The organism is Vibrio quintilis, from assembly GCF_024529975.1.
Taxonomy (GTDB): domain Bacteria; phylum Pseudomonadota; class Gammaproteobacteria; order Enterobacterales; family Vibrionaceae; genus Vibrio; species Vibrio quintilis.
Window position 1 is genome coordinate 27305 of record NZ_AP024899.1, and the last position, 17837, is coordinate 45141.

Consider the following 17837-nt stretch of genomic DNA (forward strand, 5'->3'; position numbering starts at 1 on the left):
AAAGCAGATTTAAATGAATAAGCCAACGAACGTTCACAACCTATAAATCATCGATATAGCCTAAGCTTCTCAATGCACGTTCATCATCTGCCCAGCCAGATTTAACTTTCACCCAGGTTTCCAGAAACACTTTTCTGCCAAAAAGCTCTTCCATATCCAGACGGGCTTCACGACCAATCGTTTTGATCTTCTCACCACCTTTACCAATGATCATTTTCTTCTGGCCGGTTCTTTCAACCAAAATTAAACCATTAATATGGAAACCATCTGTCTCCGGATTATAATCAAACCGTTCAATTTCAACTGTGACAGAATAAGGTAATTCATCCCCGGTAAAACGCATGATTTTTTCCCGGAGAATTTCTGATGCCATAAAACGCTGAGAACGGTCTGTGACATACTCTTCAGGAAAATGATGCACAGCTTTTGGTAAATGTTCCCGCACATGCTGGCGGATCACGTCAATATTTTTGCCTTGCTTCGCTGAAACAGGAATCACATCGATAAATGCCATTTTTTCAGTTAAAGACGCCATATGCTGCATCACTTCATTGCGATCTTTGACATTATCAACTTTATTCACACACAGCACGACCGGGAAGTTGGCCTTCTTCAGCTTATTCAGGACCATTTCATCATCTTTGGTCCAGTGTGTGCCTTCCACCAGAAACAGAACCAGATTCACATCACTTAATGAACTGCTTGCAGCCCGGTTCATCAAGCGGTTTATCGCGCGCTTTTCTTCAATATGAAGTCCGGGAGTATCCACATAAATCGCCTGATAATCCCCAGTCGTTTCCACCCCCATAATCCGGTGGCGGGTCGTCTGCGGTTTTCTGGAAGTAATAGAGATCTTCTGGCCCAGAAGTTGATTCAGTAAAGTCGATTTGCCAACATTAGGCCGCCCGACGATTGCGATAAAACCACAATGCTGGTTCTCAGGTTGACTCTCTTCTTTTGACTCTGAAGCAAAAAATGCATCAATATCAAATTCGTCTTTATCATCAGCCATTCGTTAATCGCTCTAGTGCTTGCTCCGCTGCAGCCTGTTCGGCTTTACGTCGACTTGTGCCTTTCCCGATAACAGGTATTTGAATACCTGCAACTTCACACGATACAGTAAATTCCTGATTGTGCGCTTCACCTTTAATATTAGTCACTGTGTAGACAGGCAGCGGATTTCTTCGGCCCTGTAAATATTCCTGTAAGCGCGTTTTAGGATCTTTCTGCGATGCACCCGGCTTGATTGTATTCAGCCGAACGTCATACCATTGCAAAATAATACGGCGGACAACCTCAATGTCACTATCAAGATAAACTGCCCCGATAATCGCTTCTACAGCATCAGCAAGAATCGAATCCCGTCGGAATCCACCGCTTTTTAATTCACCTGGACCTAATTTTAAGTAATCTCCTAACTCAAACTCCCGGCCCAACTCAGCCAAAGTGTTTCCTTTCACTAAGGTCGCCCGCATGCGACTCATATCACCTTCATTACTTTTAGGAAAACGGTGATACAAATCGTCAGCAATGACAAAACTTAAAATTGAATCGCCCAGAAATTCCAGTCGCTCATTGTGCTGGCTGTTAGCACTGCGGTGCGTCAGTGCTAAGTCCAGTAGTTCTTTATTTTGAAACTCATACCCGAGTTTTCTTTCAAGGTTTTGAATTGGAGAATTCATATCTTCTCATCATTAAGGGTTATAAGCCCTAGTGTATACGGCCAACGCGATTAAATCGCACGTTAGTAGGAATCCAGGAAGGCAGAGCACTATCCGCACCCCGGTTAAATTCGAAGCTAATCCAGATAGCAACTGCTTTTCCTACCAGATTACGTTCAGGAACAAACCCCCAATAGCGACTATCAGCACTATTATCCCGGTTATCACCCATCATAAAATAGTGCCCTTCAGGAACAATCCACTCACTGACTCCGGGACGAGGTTGATAATCTTGTGGATGCACAGGGCGCCATGGATTAATCAGAATATGGTGTTCAACATCGCCTAATTTTTCATTCAACTGAAGTAAAGTCATCCCTTTTGTGCCTAACTTACTTTTCTGTACATCAGACAAAGGAACTGGTTTGCAGGTTGATTCATTACGGGGCTGAATGCACAACTGTTTCTCATTGCTGTAACGGATAATGTCACCCGGTAAACCAACGACCCGTTTGATGTAATCCACAGATGGATTTGGCGGATATCTGAAAACAGCAATATCACCACGTTCCGGCTTTCCTGTTTCGACAATCGTTGAGTGCATAACCGGATCTTTCAACCCATAAGCAAATTTTTCAACCAGAATGAAGTCTCCGACTAATAATGTGGGTTTCATCGAACCGGAAGGAATTTGAAATGGTTCAAAAATAAAAGAACGAATCACTAAAACCAAAGCAATCACGGGGAAGATTGATACACTATTTTCAACCCACCAGGGCTGCGGCATGACCTTCTCTGCCAAAGAAACATCGAGCTCATTTGTCTGAGACTGAATTTCAGCAATTTTTAACTGACGTTTTTTAGCCCAGACCCATTTTTCCAGAGCCCAGATAATGCCTGTAACAACAGTGACCAAAACTAAAATAAGTGAAAATGTATTCGCCATAAACTTCCCTTAGTTTAAAAAGACGAAAGTGAAAGCGCCGAAGCACTTTCACTTATTAATTTATTGTTGTTGTCGCATTTCATCAAAATATCGGATTATTCTTTACCAACATGCAAAATAGCCAAGAACGCTTCCTGCGGTAATTCAACATTACCTATTTGCTTCATGCGTTTTTTACCTTCTTTCTGTTTCTTCAACAGTTTTTTCTTACGGCTGACATCGCCGCCATAACATTTTGCTAATACGTTCTTTCTCAACTGCTTGACAGTAGAACGGGCGATAATATGGTTACCAATTGCAGCCTGTATCGCGATATCAAACATCTGGCGCGGAATGAATTCTTTCATTTTTTCAACCAGCAGACGACCACGCGATTGCGCCTGCTCTTTATGCGTAATGATTGCCAGTGCATCAACACGATCACCATTGAGTAATACATCAACCCGAACCATGTCAGAGGTTTCAAAACGTTGGAATGAGTAGTCCAGTGACGCATAACCACGGGATGTCGACTTCAGCCGGTCAAAGAAATCCAGCACAACCTCGGCCATCGGAATGTCATAGGTTAATGCAACCTGATTCCCGTGATAAACCATATCCACCTGAATACCACGTTTTTCGACACATAAAGTAATCACATTCCCCAGGTAATCTGACGGAACTAAAATATTACAACGGGAAATCGGCTCACGAATTTCATGGATATCATTCACAGCAGGCAATTTGGCCGGGCTATCCACATAAATGGTTTCACCATCTGTATTTTCAACTTCATATACAACTGTAGGTGCAGTTGTAATCAAATCCAGATCATATTCCCGTTCCAGACGCTCCTGGATAATTTCCATATGCAGCATTCCCAGGAAGCCACAACGGAAACCAAAACCAAGTGCAGCCGACGTTTCCGGTTCATAAAATAATGAAGCATCATTCAGGCTCAGCTTACCCAGAGCATCCCGGAAGTTTTCATAATCATCCGATGAAACAGGGAACAGGCCGGCATAAACCTGAGGCTTTACTTTCTGAAATCCAGGTAAGGCAGTTTCACATCCATTTTTGGCCAATGTCAGCGTATCACCAACCGGTGCACCAAGAATATCTTTGATACCACAAACAACCCAGCCAACTTCACCGGTTTTTAACTCTGTTGTATCTTCCTGCTTAGGTGAAAAAATACCTAAACGATCTACGCCCCAGACCTGACCGGTACTCATCACTTTAATTTTTTCATTCTTCTTCAGCACGCCATTTTTAATCCGGACCAAAGACACAACGCCAAGATAATTATCAAACCAGGAATCGATAATCAAAGCCTGTAGTGTACCGTCAGCATCACCCTCAGGCGGTGGAATATCTGAAACAATTTTTTCCAGTACATCTTCTACACCAATCCCGGTTTTAGCAGAACACCGAACGGCCTCAATGGCATCAATACCAACAATATCTTCAATTTCTTCAGCTACCCGTTCAGGTTCAGCCGCAGGTAAATCGATCTTGTTCAGAATAGGAACGACTTCCAGATCCATTTCGATCGCGGTATAGCAGTTCGCCAGCGTCTGAGCTTCAACCCCCTGACCCGCGTCAACAACCAGCAAAGCACCTTCACAAGCTGCCAGAGAACGGGATACTTCATATGAAAAATCCACATGCCCCGGAGTATCGATAAAGTTCAGCTGATAAACTTCACCATCTTTGGCCTTGTAGTTCAGTGTCACACTCTGAGCTTTAATAGTGATACCACGTTCCCGCTCCAGATCCATCGAATCAAGAACCTGCTCGGCCATTTCACGGTCAGTTAATCCACCGCAAACATGAATCAAGCGATCAGACAAGGTAGATTTTCCATGATCAATATGGGCGATAATCGAAAAGTTGCGAATGTGCTTCATAGAATTAAGGTGAATAAACTCTTACAGTTGTGAAAGAAAAAGAATGTACTTTGTATCGCTACAGTTCTATTCCAGTAAAGTTGGGCGATTTTACCGAATTTAAAATAGATTCGCACCATAAGATTTAACTTACAGAACAGATTCCCCCAAAACGCGCAGCAAAGTCACCTCATTCCGGGTACGGGCTTCAAGCCGCTTCGACATGAGTTTCGAAATCCATACCCCTAATCCGATAAAACACACCGATGTAAAAATGACAGAGGGTTCATTATGATGAAAAAATGGAGAGATGATGTATTCCCCTGTAAAAGCACCGAAAATCAGCATGAACAGGGGAAAAAGATACACTAAGGATGCCGATTGCAATAAACTTTTCTCAGGAAAACCAATTTCTACCATTTGACCTGGTTTCAGTTCCTTTGATGTATCAAGATACCAAATCAGCTTTTTATTCCCGATCGCCTTAGAGGCGATACCAGTACCACAACTGGCAGAAGACGCGCAATGATTACAACTTGTCTGCTGTTCACAACTCAGCTTGACCTCATACCCATCTTTTGAGGGGTGAACATCAGCAACTGTAGCCAAAGCTGTCATCATGGCGATTTTACTCCATTTTTTTTCTGAAACGCGACTGACTTAGCAATTCGCTTCGCTGTTTCAGGAGGTATATCACCGATAACTGATATTTCATTATCACCGATGACCAAGCTGTGCAAAGTCCTTCTGCCTTGCCGAATCAGCTGATTTTTCAGGGAATAATTATCCTTATCAGAAATATAGACTGAAAAACTAAATAAGCCATCAGAGAATAACTGACTTTCGACCACTTTTTTCGTCACAGCCATACGATAACGATTCAGTTCTTTAGCAACAAATCCTGCCGGAACCCAAGTCACTTGCCAAAAACTTTGCTTCATTTTGTTCTCAGGCAAAGATAACACACCCGGAAGCTGAACCTTATTCAGGTTGCGCATCAACGCCACAAGTTTATTACTAACAGAATAAGAAATGGTCCGGAACTGCTCTAATATTTCACCATCCCGGTCAACTAAATCAGCTCTCAAAGGTAAATGACTGATTTCATCGACCCAAAGTACGTACGAATAGCGTAAACCATCTTTAGGAACAACCCGCACGACCTGACAAGATGTGCCCGCTTCCCTGCCCCGGCCTATTTTTACATAATCATAAAACCGGCTGAGGTGCTGAATATTACTGTTTAACAAAGGGATTGTCGGGGCAACCATCTGACCAGATTCGATCGTAAATGGCTCAATTCCAGGTTCAATGTAGCTCACTTCATTACCACGCCGAATAACTTCCCGGACAGGACCACTTAAATATATCAGATGAGCAAAGGATTCTGATTCTTCAACGGCATGACGATAAAGCAATGGCTCAATGCCATTCTTTTTGATCAGAATATAAGAAAGTTCATAATTAAGTTTTTGACTGGCGCGATTCATCTGAAGTAACAAAGCCTCTGCTGATAAATCATCAGCAAAGGCTATTGATGTATTCATGCTGAACAGCGCGATAACACTGACCAGAAATTTTTTCATTCAATAACTAACTCTTAGTGACCACTAGAATGATTAGAATTTTCACTATTTAATTTTAACTGAAGCTCATAATCCTGCAGCATTGCATTGATCCGCCGACGCTGCTCCTGAATGTTCGTTTCAGTTTGATAGCGTTTCGCAGACTCTTGTCTTTGTACCGACTCCCGGGTCAAACTCACTGGTTCAGCAGAACCGGCAAGAGGAATGGTTTGCAGAACCGGTGGCTGCTGCTCATGACCCGCAATATGTGAATTTTCATCACCACTGTACTGCTGAACACCAACAACGACAGCCAATGAAACACAAGCAGCGATAGCAACTTGTCCCAACTGCCCCAACCAGGCAGGAAGCTGTCTTCTGGCTTGAGCGGGTGAAGGCTGAGATTCAGTAAAAGTGATGTCTAAATGTTCTGTATTCTCAGTCTTACCAAACTGGTTATGTACCGGTTCTTTTTCCAGTGCAAGAGAGACCTGCTCAGCAATGTCCCATTCACTATGGAGTGTATCCCCGCGCATCACATCACCAATCAAATGGTAATTGCGCCATACTTTCACTCCGTCCTGATCACCTGATAACTCGCTAATTAACGCTTTATCGATCAGTTCTCCGTCCATGAGCGCCGAAATTTTTTCTTTATCAGCCATTCTATCCACCATCATTCAGATAAGTCAGACACTATAAAAGCGAACTGATACGCTTTTCTACTGCCTCTCGTGCTCGAAAAATCCGGGATCGTACCGTTCCAACAGGACAATCCATCACCGCAGCAATTTCTTCGTAACTCAGACCATCGAGTTCTCTTAACGTCATTGCGGTCTTTAAATCTTCTGGTAATGCATCTATAGCCGCAAAAACAGCACGCTTCAACTCTTTGGACAGCGTAATATTTTCAGGGTTCGATATTTCTTTCAGAATATTGTCATTTTCATAATATTCTGCGTCTTCTGCATCAATATCATTCGCAGGAGGCCTCCGGCTTTGTGCAACGATATAATTCTTAGCAGTATTTACAGCAATTCTGTAGAGCCAGGTGTAAAAAGCACTCTCCCCGCGGAACGAAGGAATAGCTCTATATGCTTTAATAAATGTTTCCTGGGCTACATCAGCCACATCACCTGAATTATTCACATACCTTGCGATAAGGTTACACACCTTATTCTGGTACTTCGTGACCAAAAGGTTAAATGCTTGCTTATCACCACTTTGAATTCGCTCAATCAATACTTGATCGGTTAACTGCTCGTGCATTCGAGCGTACACTCCTATAATTTGCTCCCCGCGCATCGCTATAGATGAGGGGGTTTATACATTCAAAAATGTAGTATTGACACCACTGCTGACATGAGCAGTATAATGAGACTCTTACGAAAAAAAATAGTTCCCCCGATATAAAAATTCTTTTCATAAAAGAGCAGAAGTCAACTCATTGAATATGTTGTCGTTTTATTTTCAAAATAAATGGAAAGTCACAGAATTGATCACAAATCATAAATTCAAAGTACCGGACCAGACAAGAGCCATCCTCTGCTCAGACTGAAAGAATGCCATCTGACATGGTGATAAAAATATTATAAATATGGATGATAAGAACTATAGACAGCGTCATTAGGATAAAACGGGCAAACATCCAGTAGAGGGAAGCAATATCAGTGTTCTGATTTAAGACGGTGCTTAACCAAACCGGATAATAATATACTCTTGCTGATTATTGGGAAAACGAATTTATGAATGCAACTAGGGAACATCAGTGCGATGTGCTGGTTATAGGAAGTGGTGCAGCGGGGTTGTCTCTTGCTTTGCGTATCGCAAGTACATCAGAAGTTATCGTGTTGAGTAAAGGGCCTTGGAGCGAAGGCGCCACATACTATGCACAAGGGGGAATCGCTGCCGTATTTGACGAATCTGACAGCGTTGATTCCCATGTTCAGGACACACTCATTGCTGGTGACGGGCTCTGTGAACAAAAGACGGTCAGATTCATTGCCGAAAATGCTAAAAAGTGTGTTCAGTGGCTAATCGATGGCGGTGTCCCGTTCGATTTAGATGAAGATAGTCAAGAATCCAAACCAAAATATCATCTCACCCGGGAAGGCGGACACAGCCACCGGAGAATTTTACATGCCGCTGATGCAACCGGAATGGCAATGCAAAATTCCCTCCAGGACAATGTATTGAGCCATCCGAATATCCGGGTATTTGAACGCCATAATGCACTGGACCTGATCACCGGAGATAAGGTCGGCGAAGAGGCGGATAAAGTCATCGGTGCATATATCTGGAACCGGAATGACGAGCATGTGGAAACGGTCAGAGCTAAATTTGTCGTTCTGGCAACAGGCGGCGCATCAAAAGTATATCAATACACATCAAATCCGGATGTTTCCTCTGGTGATGGCATTGCAATGGCCTGGCGGGCGGGCTGCCGGGTAGCCAACATGGAATTTAACCAGTTTCACCCAACCTGCCTCTACCACCCGGAATCGCGTAATTTTCTGCTGACAGAAGCACTTCGTGGTGAAGGCGCTCATCTGAAACGCCCGGATGGATCAAGATTTATGCCCGATTTCGATGAAAGAGGAGAACTGGCTCCCAGAGATATCGTTGCCCGGGCAATTGACTATGAAATGAAGCGCCTCGGTGCCGACTGCATGTATCTGGATATCAGCCATAAACCCGCAGATTTCATTGAAAAACACTTCCCGACAATTAACGCCAAATTACTGGAACTTGGCATTGATATGACCAAAGAGCCCATCCCAATTGTTCCGGCTGCCCACTACACTTGTGGCGGCGTTATCGTCAATCAGCAGGGACAAACCGATTTGAAGCAACTCTATGCAATTGGTGAAGTCAGCTATACAGGACTGCACGGCGCAAACCGGATGGCATCGAACTCCCTGCTTGAATGTGTTGTGTATGCACAGTCTGCAGCGGCTGATATCATCAACAGAATTGACGATGCCCCTCTTCCGCCATCACCGCCTTTCTGGGATGAGAGTCAGGTAACCTGCTCCGATGAAGAAGTCGTCATCCAACATAACTGGCATGAACTCCGGCTGTTTATGTGGGATTATATGGGGATTGTCCGGACAGATAAACGACTTGAACGGGCTTTGAGACGGATCCACTTACTACAGCAGGAAACACATGAATACTATAGTAATTTCAGGGTATCCAACAACCTGATCGAATTACGTAACTTATTGCAGGTGGCAGAGTTAATGATTCAATGTGCAATGCAAAGAAAAGAAAGCCGAGGCCTGCATTACACGCTTGATTATCCTGATAAACTGGAACAAAGTGGTCCTACAATACTGGAACCACAGAAATCATAATTCTTCACATATGATGTGAAGTACGGAGGTGATAACACCTCCGTTTCTCAAATAAAACCAAGTGCCTGTAATCTGCTTCGTGGCAACTGTCCCGCCAGAGTAACTGCCGTTCCCCGGATTGATAAATCACAATCAGAAACCAGCTGACATAAAGCATTGACAGACGTTCAACAACTTTAGATTGCCCGTCATTAAACGCTATAACACCTGAAGCTGTATAACGAAACGGAATACGAATCCTATCGACTAAGAACGACTGACAAAGGATGCTTTTGGTGAATACTCCGAGAAAAGAGAAACTCACGGAAAGCGGGAAATCAGATGATAAAATTCCCCATGATGTCAGGAGTATGACAAGTAAACTTACCAGACATGCTCCTGTGGATAGTTTTGGAGTGATACTAACGAACTTTACTGAGGTTGTAGGCAATGATTTTGTCCACAATTGATGCATGACTCAGATTGTCACTTCGTGTATGTCCCATAATCCAGGAAAACAAATCAGGATCATCACATTCCAGCAGAGAAACAAAATCACGCTGTTCGGATTCTTTCAGCTTATCAAAACACTCATCATAAAATGCCATAATCACGACATCCAGCTCTAACATACCGCGCCGGCATGCCCACTTAATCCGGGCTTTTTCTTCGTTGGTATACATTTTCAAACCTCTTCAGGAATAATTGTTATAAGTTTATCAGTGGGAATTCATCTCAACTACTAAGCAAATCACAATGCAGTTCAGGCTGACAAAAAAATACTTCCGCTTTAACATAGACGAAAAGCCTGAAAAAGCGATATCGATTATGAATACAATAAACACCTTTGATAATTTACCACATCAACAAGATGATAACTTACCAGAATTAATGCTGACTCACCTTGCTTCATGGAACGCGATTATCATGTCCGGACCGGATAAAAAAAATTATCTGCAGGGACAGGTCACATGTAATGTAGCAACGCTTTCTGAACAAGACTCAACTTTTGGTGCACATTGCGATCCAAAAGGCAAAGTCTGGTCCATTTTTCGTCTTTTCCACCATCATGATGACTATGCCATGCTCCAGCACGCATCAGCGGTTGAGGCCGAACTGAGAGAGCTGAAGAAATACGCTATATTCTCTAAAGTTGAGATAGATGTCAGTAAAGAAGTTGTACTTGGGGTGTTCGGCCAGGAAGCTCAGGCATATATCGATCATTTAAACGACACTCCGGCAGATGTCCGGCCTGTTGAAGGTGGTACTGCAATAAAAATTACCGCAACCCGATGGATGCTGCTTGTGACACAGCCAAAAGCGGAAAAAATCATTGCAGAATTTCGCGGTCAAAAAGTAGATGAATCGCTCTGGAATCGCTTTGATATCGAAGATGCGTTACCCGGCATTTCAGCCTCAGAACAATGTCTTCATATTCCACAGGCATTTAATCTGCAGGCCGTTGATGGCATTTGTTTTACAAAAGGTTGTTATACCGGTCAGGAAACGATTGCCCGGGCAAAATACAGAGGAACAAATAAACGTTCAATGTTTATTATTCAGGGAAATATTCATCAACCTTTAGACACAGAATCTCCCATTGAAGTAGAACGGGCTTTAGGAGAAAACTGGCGATCAGCAGGACAGCTACTAATGAGCTATACCTTTAGTGACCAACAAGCCATTGGACTGATTATACTGCCAAATAATCTGGAGAATGACACGGTACTCCGCCTGAAATCACAGCCGGACACACGTTGGTCAATACATCCCTTACCGTACAGCATAGAAGAAGATGACGAATAATTTCAAAGAAACACCTTTGCTCGCATTTCTTCGTCAGCAGCAGATTAATCACCGTCTGCTGCGACAGGATAAACCGGCATCCACGATAGAAGAAGCTGCACGACTCCGGGGTATCCGGCCCGGACAGATGGTAAAATGTATTTTACTCAGAGATATGGATGACCGGTATGCGCTCGCCTGTGTACCGGGACATCTGTCTGTAGATCCGAAAAAAGTAAGGGCTCACCTGGGCTGGAAACGGATGACATGTGCCAATAGCGATTATGTTTATCAAATCACAGGCTACCACACCGGTACCGTCACACCTTTACTGTTGAAAACGACACTCCCGGTTCTGTTTGATCCTGCAATCCGGAAAGAACAGGAAATCACAATCAGCAGCGGCCACCTGACGGCCGGAATCGCAATGTCTTCACAAGATCTGATTACACTCGTTAACCCGCTCATCACTGAAATCCATCGCTGAAAAATTTGAACCAATGTTATCTGATTGTCACATTTATCCGGCTTAATGTGTGCGGTTTGTTAACCGGTGGTGTCTGCAGGCTACTGAAAAGACAGCCTTTTAAATACGACAACCACACCACCAAAAGTTCATTTAATTCTGTTAAATATGTAGTGTGCAGCACAAAAATTTAATTTGATTATAAATTTTCATATTTTTAACCAGAATAGTCACATTACTTTGTTAAAAACTGAATATAATTACAGGTGCGTGATACATAAAAGGATACAAATATGAGACTGTTTAAGCGCTATACACCAGGTATGATTGCTAAACATGTAAGTCGTCTTTTTAAAGGTAGAATCTATATTTATGGTATTGGAAAGTTTGAGTTTGATAATGGCAAATTAATCCTGCCGGAAAAAGCAGAACAGCGTCACTACAGGACAGTAAAAGAAGTCAATCAGGAAATCATGAAACTACGCTTCGTGCATATATAACATAACGAATTCACGCCGGCTAACGCTTCACCAGGGCAACAGAAAAATCCAAGAACGTTGCCCTGATAAATCTTCCCTAATTATCCCCCGGGCCGGCTAATTCAGGTAAATTACCCCGTATACCTAAAGCTCTCAGCATCATTTCATGTTTCACACCCGGTAATTGATTCATCACAGTCATTCCAACACCCCGAAGCAGTTTCTTTACAGGAAATGAACCATCAAAAGTCTCTTTCAGTCCCTGCATCGCAGCAATCATTTTTGCAGCTTCTGTTTTTCTCCAGCGTTCATAAGGCCGTAAATGTTTATGGACTCCAATATCTTTTCCCTGTTGCCATAAACCAATAATTTCCTGTGCCAGTGACGCTGCATCCAGCAGCCCCAGATTCACTCCCTGTCCCGCCAAAGGATGAATGGTATGAGCGGCATCGCCAACCAAAGCAACCCGTTCAGACACAAAATCCCGCGCATAACGCATTTTCAGAGGAATGACCGCCCGTTCACTCACAAGTTGGCACATCCCCAGCCGGCAATCAAACCCGGCAGAAAGTTGCTGACAAAAATAGTTGTGCTCCATTTCCATCAACACTTTTGCTTTATCTGGTTCAGTGGACCAGACAATAGAACATAAATCAGGTTCAGATAATGGTAAAAAAGCCAGCGGACCATCAGGTGTAAAAATCTGTCGGGCAGTTTGATGGTGCAGTTCACTCGTTCTGACAGTCGCCACAATTGCATGATGACCGTAATCCCAGTGAGTAAGCGGTATATCCTGTTGTTGCCGGACCCAGGATTGAGAACCATCAGCACCAATAACCAGCTTCGCGGTTAATGACTCTCCGCTTTCCAGCGTCAGCCAGACTTCATTTTCTCCGACAGCCAGACTTTGACAACGGGCGGGCATCAACAATGAAACATTAGGTAGCTGCCTGACTTTCTCCAACGCTGCCAGCTGAATGACCCGATTCTCAACAATATGGCCTAAATCAGGCTGCCCAAGTGAATCACTGTCAAACTGAATACGGGAAAAACTATCTTTTTCCCACACTTCCATACGCCGGTATTCTGCCGCCCGCCTGCGAAGAATACCTTCCCAAATACCCAGATTCTTAAACACATGCTCACTGGCCCGGTTCAATGCAGAAACCCGGATATCGGGCACATCATTCAGCTCAGGCGAAGGTTCTTTTCCTTCAATGACAGCGACTCTTAAATCTGTTTGCTCTAAAGCAGCAGCAAGAGTCAGGCCCACCATGCCTCCGCCGACGATAGCTATATCAAAACTTTGTATCATTTACACAAACCTTTTAACGGATAACATGCCCCAGCGTACGTTTCAGCAAAGGCTGTTGAAGTAAGGGAACCAGATCAAAAAACATCAACCCCAGATTACGGCTGACTGCTGCCGGAACCCATTGATTCGAAAAAAGACTAACCAGTGAAGAAGTGATTCCGGCAGTTTGATTGCGATCGGAACACCGGCGATCCTGATATTTCAACAATCCGGCAATATCACCAACATCTCCCGGCTGTTGTTGCTCAAGGCATTCAACAAGTGTCGCCACATCACGGATTCCCAGATTAAACCCCTGCCCCGCGATGGGATGAAGTGTCTGAGCCGCATTACCAATCACGGCAAACCGGTGAGATACAGTCCTTGAGCGCACCGTCAGTTTCAACGGGTACACAGCCCGGCTTCCGGCCCGTAATATTTTTCCCAAACGCCAGCCAAAAACCTGTTGTAACTTTTCAGCAAAACCATCATCAGAGGAAATACTTTCTGCCTGGCCGGGTTCCATACACCAGACCAGAGACATACGTTCATTCTTCATAGGCAATAAAGCAACCGGTCCATTCGGAGTAAAACGTTCAAAGGCCCGCCCGGAGTGGGGCTGGGCTACTGCAACATTAGCGATCACTGCAGACTGCTCAAAATCATAAACATCAGCTGTGTGTCCAAGTAATTCACAACATGTGGAAGCGCTGCCATCAGCGGCAACCAGCAACTTTGCCTGAATATCCCCGAAATTTTTCAGCGTGACAGTCACTGAATCCGGCTGTCTGTCCACAAGCTCTATCTGCTGTGGACAAAAAAGCGAAACAGATGAACACTGCCTTAAAAGCTCAGTGTAAATCCGGCCAACATCTGCTAACTCAACCACATAACCTAATGCAGAAAGACCTGCGTGTTCCGGTTCAATATCAGCCATTCCCGCATGCCCGGCATCGGAAACATGAATATGCTGAATCGGTGTGGTATAAGGAAAAATATGCTCCCAGAGATCAAACGCCTGCAGAATCCGCACCGTACCATCAGATAAAGCAATGGATCTCGCATCAAAGCCGGGATGCTCTTGCTCTGATGGGTCAAAAGCTTCGACAACTGCAATCTTCAGGCGCCCGTTAAAACGTTGATTTAACGCCAAAGCGAGCGTTGCTCCGGTCATTGCTCCACCAGAAATAACGATATCAAACAGCTGCATACAACGCCCCCGGAAATAAAATAAGAATTGACTGAATTAATGTAACGTTGGGTTTTTCTTCTGCGGTTCACGGTGAGCGCCACACTCAGCATGAATCGTCAGGACACACACTTTGACATGCTCAATCACCTGTTCAAGCAGAAGTGACTGTTCATTCAAATCATCCTCTTCATCGATTATCAGCTTACCTATCTCTTCCAGATCTCCCAATGCTTCTTTCGATCCTTCAGAAAGGGATTTGACATCCAGCCGTGCCAGCCCCAGACCGGAAATAAAGTGATTGACCCATTCAGAGACAGCTTCAGCTTTCTCCACTAAAGCTGCATCAACCTCAGCTTCAGGCAATACAAGAGATAACCTGAAGTCATCTTCATTCATCTCGTCTGTTGTATGCGTCATTACTTTTTCCGCCAGAGACAACGCCGTCATAGTCCAGGCCATCCCTTCACTCGTATAATCAAATAATAAAGGCTGCCAGCTGCCGTCATCTGTTTTCAGCCCGCCGGACAACATGCCGGTCAGTAAACCATGCAACTCTGCCGGGGTAACCGCCAGACTTGCCGACTTCAACGTATCTGAAAAAAACAGATAATCAGGTAACTTTGTCTTACTCATTTTCAGGATCACTATCAGGGAAAAGAACTATCATCCTACCATTTCAGATAAATCGCCGAAATGTAAAATCCGGAATATTGACGGCATCAGGTGAACAAAATACCGAAAAGTACAATCAACCTACTCAAGATTTAGGCAGGGTCTGTATTTTTAACCAGCCATTGACCTTGATCTCACTGGAAAGACTTGAATCTTAAGATGGCTTTACCTATAGTTTCCGTCTTGACGATAATAAGGATGAGACAATAGCCTGTGATTTGTGAACAGGACTTGTGTGAGTCCGGAAAAACTGGACCATACTTGTGTTATCCATACCTGTATCGGGAAGTTGAATATTATCATTCATAACAGTTTTGTTACGAGTTCATTGATCATGAGTAATCAAGCGGTTGACGTGAAGATTTTAGGAAAAATCACCCGGGTAAATTGTCCGGCGGGGCAGGAAGAATCGCTGATTCAGGCAGCTCAGGAACTCAATGATCGTTTACAGATGATGTCTGAAAAAACCAAAGTGACGAATGAAATCAATTTATTGACGATTGCTGCGCTGAACATCTGTTATGAATTGCAGGAAAAAAATCAGGCATCTCACCATTTGTCTGAGCGTATTGAAAGATTATCAGCATCACTGGAAGATGCACTTCGCCGGAGCTCTCAACCCGAATAAGGCAAAGAATCCGGCAAAAAAATTTACCCTGGAGTGTGCGTCAGCGGAGTGAGTCCCTGAGCCGATAAGCAATACCTAAGGGTTAGTATCTGATAGCTATTGAGCAAGCTCGGCCTGAACCGAGAAGCCTACGGTTATCAATCCTGATCCGCCTTGAACCAGCTGGTTCAAGGGTCCAACATCTGCGACGGCACTCTGGGGTATCTTCAATTCAACTTTATGATTCTATCCGGAAAAATCATGCCAGAGTATAACGCCCTGAGTGCCCGCTCAAACTTCAGAACTGAGATCAGAAAAAAGAGAAATCAGTTAACATCAGATTTTCAGCAAAATGCGGCTCATCAATTGATACATCAATGCAGGCAATTACCTGAAGTTGAAGCCAGTCAACATATTGCACTTTATTTATCCTCAGATGGAGAACTGGATACACAACTGATCATTCAGTGGCTATGGCAACAGGAAAAGTCTGTTTACCTTCCGGTTATCCACCCTGTCTCACCGGGACACCTCCTGTTTCTAAAGTATGATAACGAGACTCAAATGGTCGCTAACCGCTACGGTATACAAGAACCCCGGCTGAAGAAAGATGACGTCCTGCCTGTTCAGTACCTGGACTTGATCTTCACGCCGCTTGTCGGATTTGATGCCACCGGGCAACGTCTGGGAATGGGTGGCGGTTATTATGATCGTACTCTGGCTGACTGGAAAAAAGTAAAACAAAATCCCACGATGGTCGGTTTAGCGCATGATTGTCAGTATGTTGATCAACTTCCGGTAGCATCCTGGGATATACCACTGCCTAAAATTGTTACTCCCACCAAAATATGGAGTTGGGAATCAAACTGAATGTCGCTATAATCGCCGCCTGAAATACCCGGTGTTCAGAATGAACCACACACAGCGACCACAAATCAGGAGACGATGATGACCCAGGATGAAATGAAAAAAGAGGCAGGATGGGCTGCGTTGAAGTATGTCAAAAAAGGCAGTATTGTCGGTGTCGGAACCGGCTCAACGGTCAATCACTTTATTGATGCGCTTGGTTCAATGAAAGATGATATCAAAGGTGCTGTATCCAGTTCTGTCGCGTCGACTGAAAAACTAAAAGCGCTGGGCATCCGGATTTATGATTGTAATGACATAGAAAAACTGGATGTCTACATCGATGGCGCTGATGAGATCAATCCAGCCAGGGATATGATAAAAGGTGGCGGTGCGGCACTGACCCGTGAAAAAATTGTCGCTGCGATTTCAGAACAGTTTATCTGTATTGTTGATAACACAAAAACAGTCGATGTACTTGGTCAGTTTCCGCTTCCGGTTGAAGTTATCCCAATGGCCCGGGAACAGGTTTCACGTGAATTAAACAAACTGGGTGGAAAACCGGTTTACCGTGAAGGCGTCATCACAGACAACGGAAATATCATCATCGATGTTCACGATCTTCACATTACCGATCCAAAAGCGCTTGAAGTAACCCTCAATAACATTCCGGGTGTTGTGACTAACGGTCTTTTCGCCCACAGAGGCGCTGATGTCATCATCATTGGTACACCCGATGGCGCACGCATTAACAGCTAAAATACGAAAACACCTTCAGCCGCTTCTGCAATACCTCAGAAGCGGCCATTACCACTAATAATATCCTTATATTTCACATCAAATCATTTCATTAAGAATTGCTTGTATACGCATTAAATACAGCGTAAAACATATAGTTTCCGGTTATTTGACAGTAGTTTCTGACTCTGTCTTTATTAACTGTAAACTTCATTATGCCTTATGACGTAAATTTCTTACCCAAAGACATAATTTTTTGTTACTTTATGACGAGAAAACGCACAAGGAAAACGTTTGCCTGTCGCTAAAAAGCTAAACATTGCTGATTAACGAGCCGTTACCTTGTGTTTAATCATTGTCTACTTTTTCTAATTAAGGACGAT

Annotated in this window: 19 protein-coding genes and 1 other RNA gene; 8 read left to right on the forward strand and 12 right to left on the reverse strand. The window is 43.8% G+C overall.

The genetic code is table 11. The features are described 5' to 3' along the window. Window positions 1–40: 40 nt before the first annotated feature. From era to rpoE, 8 genes are all read right to left on the reverse strand, one after another. A complete protein-coding gene (gene era, locus OC443_RS26195; protein WP_073583790.1) occupies window positions 41–1012 on the reverse strand; it encodes a GTPase Era in 972 nt (323 codons plus the stop codon). Next, complete coding sequence (gene rnc, locus OC443_RS26200) at window positions 1005–1682, reverse strand: ribonuclease III (protein ID WP_073583792.1); 678 nt, start codon at window positions 1680–1682, stop codon at window positions 1005–1007. The genes era and rnc overlap by 8 nt, the downstream gene beginning before the upstream one ends. Window positions 1683–1710: 28 nt before the next feature. After that, window positions 1711–2607 (reverse strand): signal peptidase I, encoded by an 897-nt coding sequence (gene lepB, locus OC443_RS26205; protein WP_073583794.1) that lies wholly within the window; start codon window positions 2605–2607, stop codon window positions 1711–1713. A gap of 95 nt (window positions 2608–2702) precedes the next feature. Then, complete coding sequence (lepA, locus tag OC443_RS26210) at window positions 2703–4496, reverse strand: translation elongation factor 4 (protein WP_073583796.1); 1794 nt, start codon at window positions 4494–4496, stop codon at window positions 2703–2705. Window positions 4497–4625: 129 nt separating this feature from the next. Next, the gene (locus OC443_RS26215) at window positions 4626–5096 is read right to left on the reverse strand and encodes a SoxR reducing system RseC family protein (RefSeq protein WP_073583798.1); all 471 of its coding nucleotides are present in this window, start codon (window positions 5094–5096) and stop codon (window positions 4626–4628) included. Further along, a complete protein-coding gene (gene rseB, locus OC443_RS26220; RefSeq protein WP_073583800.1) occupies window positions 5093–6061 on the reverse strand; it encodes a sigma-E factor regulatory protein RseB in 969 nt (322 codons plus the stop codon). The genes OC443_RS26215 and rseB overlap by 4 nt, the downstream gene beginning before the upstream one ends. A 14-nt stretch (window positions 6062–6075) precedes the next feature. Continuing rightward, a complete protein-coding gene (locus OC443_RS26225) occupies window positions 6076–6705 on the reverse strand; it encodes an RseA family anti-sigma factor (RefSeq protein ID WP_073583802.1) in 630 nt (209 codons plus the stop codon). A gap of 31 nt (window positions 6706–6736) precedes the next feature. Continuing rightward, on the reverse strand, window positions 6737–7309 hold the full coding sequence (gene rpoE / locus OC443_RS26230; RefSeq protein ID WP_073583804.1) for an RNA polymerase sigma factor RpoE: 573 nt from the start codon (window positions 7307–7309) through the stop codon (window positions 6737–6739). Between the two features lie 476 nt (window positions 7310–7785). Here rpoE and nadB point away from each other — a divergent pair, with 476 nt between their 5' ends. Next, the gene (gene nadB, locus OC443_RS26235) at window positions 7786–9396 is read left to right on the forward strand and encodes an L-aspartate oxidase (protein WP_073583806.1); all 1611 of its coding nucleotides are present in this window, start codon (window positions 7786–7788) and stop codon (window positions 9394–9396) included. Window positions 9397–9797: 401 nt separating this feature from the next. On the opposite strand, the gene OC443_RS26240 is transcribed toward nadB, so the two are convergent. Continuing rightward, window positions 9798–10058, reverse strand: coding sequence for an FAD assembly factor SdhE (locus OC443_RS26240; RefSeq protein WP_073583808.1), 261 nt, complete (start codon window positions 10056–10058; stop codon window positions 9798–9800). A 145-nt stretch (window positions 10059–10203) separates the two neighbouring features. On the opposite strand from OC443_RS26240, the gene ygfZ reads away from it, so the two are divergent. The 3 genes from ygfZ (at window position 10204) to OC443_RS26255 (ending at window position 12126) form a co-directional block, all read left to right on the forward strand. Continuing rightward, window positions 10204–11181 (forward strand): tRNA-modifying protein YgfZ, encoded by a 978-nt coding sequence (ygfZ, locus tag OC443_RS26245; protein WP_073583832.1) that lies wholly within the window; start codon window positions 10204–10206, stop codon window positions 11179–11181. Continuing rightward, window positions 11171–11647, forward strand: a complete 477-nt coding sequence (locus OC443_RS26250; protein ID WP_073583810.1) for an aminoacyl-tRNA deacylase — start codon at window positions 11171–11173, stop codon at window positions 11645–11647. The genes ygfZ and OC443_RS26250 overlap by 11 nt, the downstream gene beginning before the upstream one ends. A gap of 272 nt (window positions 11648–11919) precedes the next feature. Continuing rightward, window positions 11920–12126 (forward strand): DUF1107 domain-containing protein, encoded by a 207-nt coding sequence (locus OC443_RS26255; protein ID WP_073583812.1) that lies wholly within the window; start codon window positions 11920–11922, stop codon window positions 12124–12126. 76 nt (window positions 12127–12202) lie between these two features. Here OC443_RS26255 and OC443_RS26260 read toward each other — a convergent pair whose 3' ends face one another. The 3 genes from OC443_RS26260 to OC443_RS26270 are packed head-to-tail and all read right to left on the reverse strand — an operon-like array spanning window position 12203 to window position 15224. Further along, window positions 12203–13420 (reverse strand): FAD-dependent 2-octaprenylphenol hydroxylase, encoded by a 1218-nt coding sequence (locus tag OC443_RS26260; protein ID WP_073583814.1) that lies wholly within the window; start codon window positions 13418–13420, stop codon window positions 12203–12205. A 13-nt stretch (window positions 13421–13433) separates the two neighbouring features. Further along, window positions 13434–14609: a 2-octaprenyl-6-methoxyphenyl hydroxylase gene (gene ubiH, locus OC443_RS26265; protein ID WP_073583816.1), complete on the reverse strand. Its 1176-nt coding sequence runs from the start codon at window positions 14607–14609 to the stop codon at window positions 13434–13436. A gap of 36 nt (window positions 14610–14645) precedes the next feature. Then, window positions 14646–15224, reverse strand: coding sequence for a YecA/YgfB family protein (locus tag OC443_RS26270; protein ID WP_073583834.1), 579 nt, complete (start codon window positions 15222–15224; stop codon window positions 14646–14648). A gap of 373 nt (window positions 15225–15597) precedes the next feature. Here OC443_RS26270 and OC443_RS26275 point away from each other — a divergent pair, with 373 nt between their 5' ends. The 4 genes from OC443_RS26275 to rpiA all read left to right on the forward strand — a co-directional run bounded on the left by OC443_RS26275 (window position 15598) and on the right by rpiA (window position 17475). Further along, a complete protein-coding gene (locus tag OC443_RS26275) occupies window positions 15598–15891 on the forward strand; it encodes a cell division protein ZapA (RefSeq protein ID WP_073583836.1) in 294 nt (97 codons plus the stop codon). 22 nt (window positions 15892–15913) lie between these two features. Then, window positions 15914–16097, forward strand: a non-coding RNA gene (ssrS, locus tag OC443_RS26280) — 6S RNA. Between the two features lie 34 nt (window positions 16098–16131). Then, window positions 16132–16740 carry a 5-formyltetrahydrofolate cyclo-ligase gene (locus OC443_RS26285; RefSeq protein ID WP_073583818.1) on the forward strand — a complete coding sequence of 203 codons (609 nt, stop codon included), beginning with the start codon at window positions 16132–16134 and terminating at the stop codon, window positions 16738–16740. A 78-nt stretch (window positions 16741–16818) separates the two neighbouring features. Then, window positions 16819–17475, forward strand: coding sequence for a ribose-5-phosphate isomerase RpiA (rpiA, locus tag OC443_RS26290; protein WP_073583820.1), 657 nt, complete (start codon window positions 16819–16821; stop codon window positions 17473–17475). Window positions 17476–17837 lie beyond the last annotated feature (362 nt).

What these genes read in the sequence shown, in the direction of transcription:
- rpoE (WP_073583804.1), bottom strand. Translation starts at nt 7,309, where the DNA reads ATGCACGAGCAGTTAACCGATCAAGTATTGATTGAGCGAATTCAAAGT.
- rnc (WP_073583792.1), bottom strand. Translation starts at nt 1,682, where the DNA reads ATGAATTCTCCAATTCAAAACCTTGAAAGAAAACTCGGGTATGAGTTT.
- OC443_RS26250 (WP_073583810.1), top strand. Translation starts at nt 11,171, where the DNA reads ATGACGAATAATTTCAAAGAAACACCTTTGCTCGCATTTCTTCGTCAG.
- OC443_RS26225 (WP_073583802.1), bottom strand. Translation starts at nt 6,705, where the DNA reads ATGGCTGATAAAGAAAAAATTTCGGCGCTCATGGACGGAGAACTGATC.
- OC443_RS26285 (WP_073583818.1), top strand. Translation starts at nt 16,132, where the DNA reads ATGCCAGAGTATAACGCCCTGAGTGCCCGCTCAAACTTCAGAACTGAG.
- OC443_RS26275 (WP_073583836.1), top strand. Translation starts at nt 15,598, where the DNA reads ATGAGTAATCAAGCGGTTGACGTGAAGATTTTAGGAAAAATCACCCGG.
- OC443_RS26240 (WP_073583808.1), bottom strand. Translation starts at nt 10,058, where the DNA reads ATGTATACCAACGAAGAAAAAGCCCGGATTAAGTGGGCATGCCGGCGC.
- OC443_RS26270 (WP_073583834.1), bottom strand. Translation starts at nt 15,224, where the DNA reads ATGAGTAAGACAAAGTTACCTGATTATCTGTTTTTTTCAGATACGTTG.
- OC443_RS26215 (WP_073583798.1), bottom strand. Translation starts at nt 5,096, where the DNA reads ATGATGACAGCTTTGGCTACAGTTGCTGATGTTCACCCCTCAAAAGAT.
- ygfZ (WP_073583832.1), top strand. Translation starts at nt 10,204, where the DNA reads ATGAATACAATAAACACCTTTGATAATTTACCACATCAACAAGATGAT.
- era (WP_073583790.1), bottom strand. Translation starts at nt 1,012, where the DNA reads ATGGCTGATGATAAAGACGAATTTGATATTGATGCATTTTTTGCTTCA.
- OC443_RS26260 (WP_073583814.1), bottom strand. Translation starts at nt 13,420, where the DNA reads ATGATACAAAGTTTTGATATAGCTATCGTCGGCGGAGGCATGGTGGGC.
- ubiH (WP_073583816.1), bottom strand. Translation starts at nt 14,609, where the DNA reads ATGCAGCTGTTTGATATCGTTATTTCTGGTGGAGCAATGACCGGAGCA.
- rpiA (WP_073583820.1), top strand. Translation starts at nt 16,819, where the DNA reads ATGACCCAGGATGAAATGAAAAAAGAGGCAGGATGGGCTGCGTTGAAG.
- OC443_RS26255 (WP_073583812.1), top strand. Translation starts at nt 11,920, where the DNA reads ATGAGACTGTTTAAGCGCTATACACCAGGTATGATTGCTAAACATGTA.
- rseB (WP_073583800.1), bottom strand. Translation starts at nt 6,061, where the DNA reads ATGAAAAAATTTCTGGTCAGTGTTATCGCGCTGTTCAGCATGAATACA.
- lepA (WP_073583796.1), bottom strand. Translation starts at nt 4,496, where the DNA reads ATGAAGCACATTCGCAACTTTTCGATTATCGCCCATATTGATCATGGA.
- lepB (WP_073583794.1), bottom strand. Translation starts at nt 2,607, where the DNA reads ATGGCGAATACATTTTCACTTATTTTAGTTTTGGTCACTGTTGTTACA.
- nadB (WP_073583806.1), top strand. Translation starts at nt 7,786, where the DNA reads ATGAATGCAACTAGGGAACATCAGTGCGATGTGCTGGTTATAGGAAGT.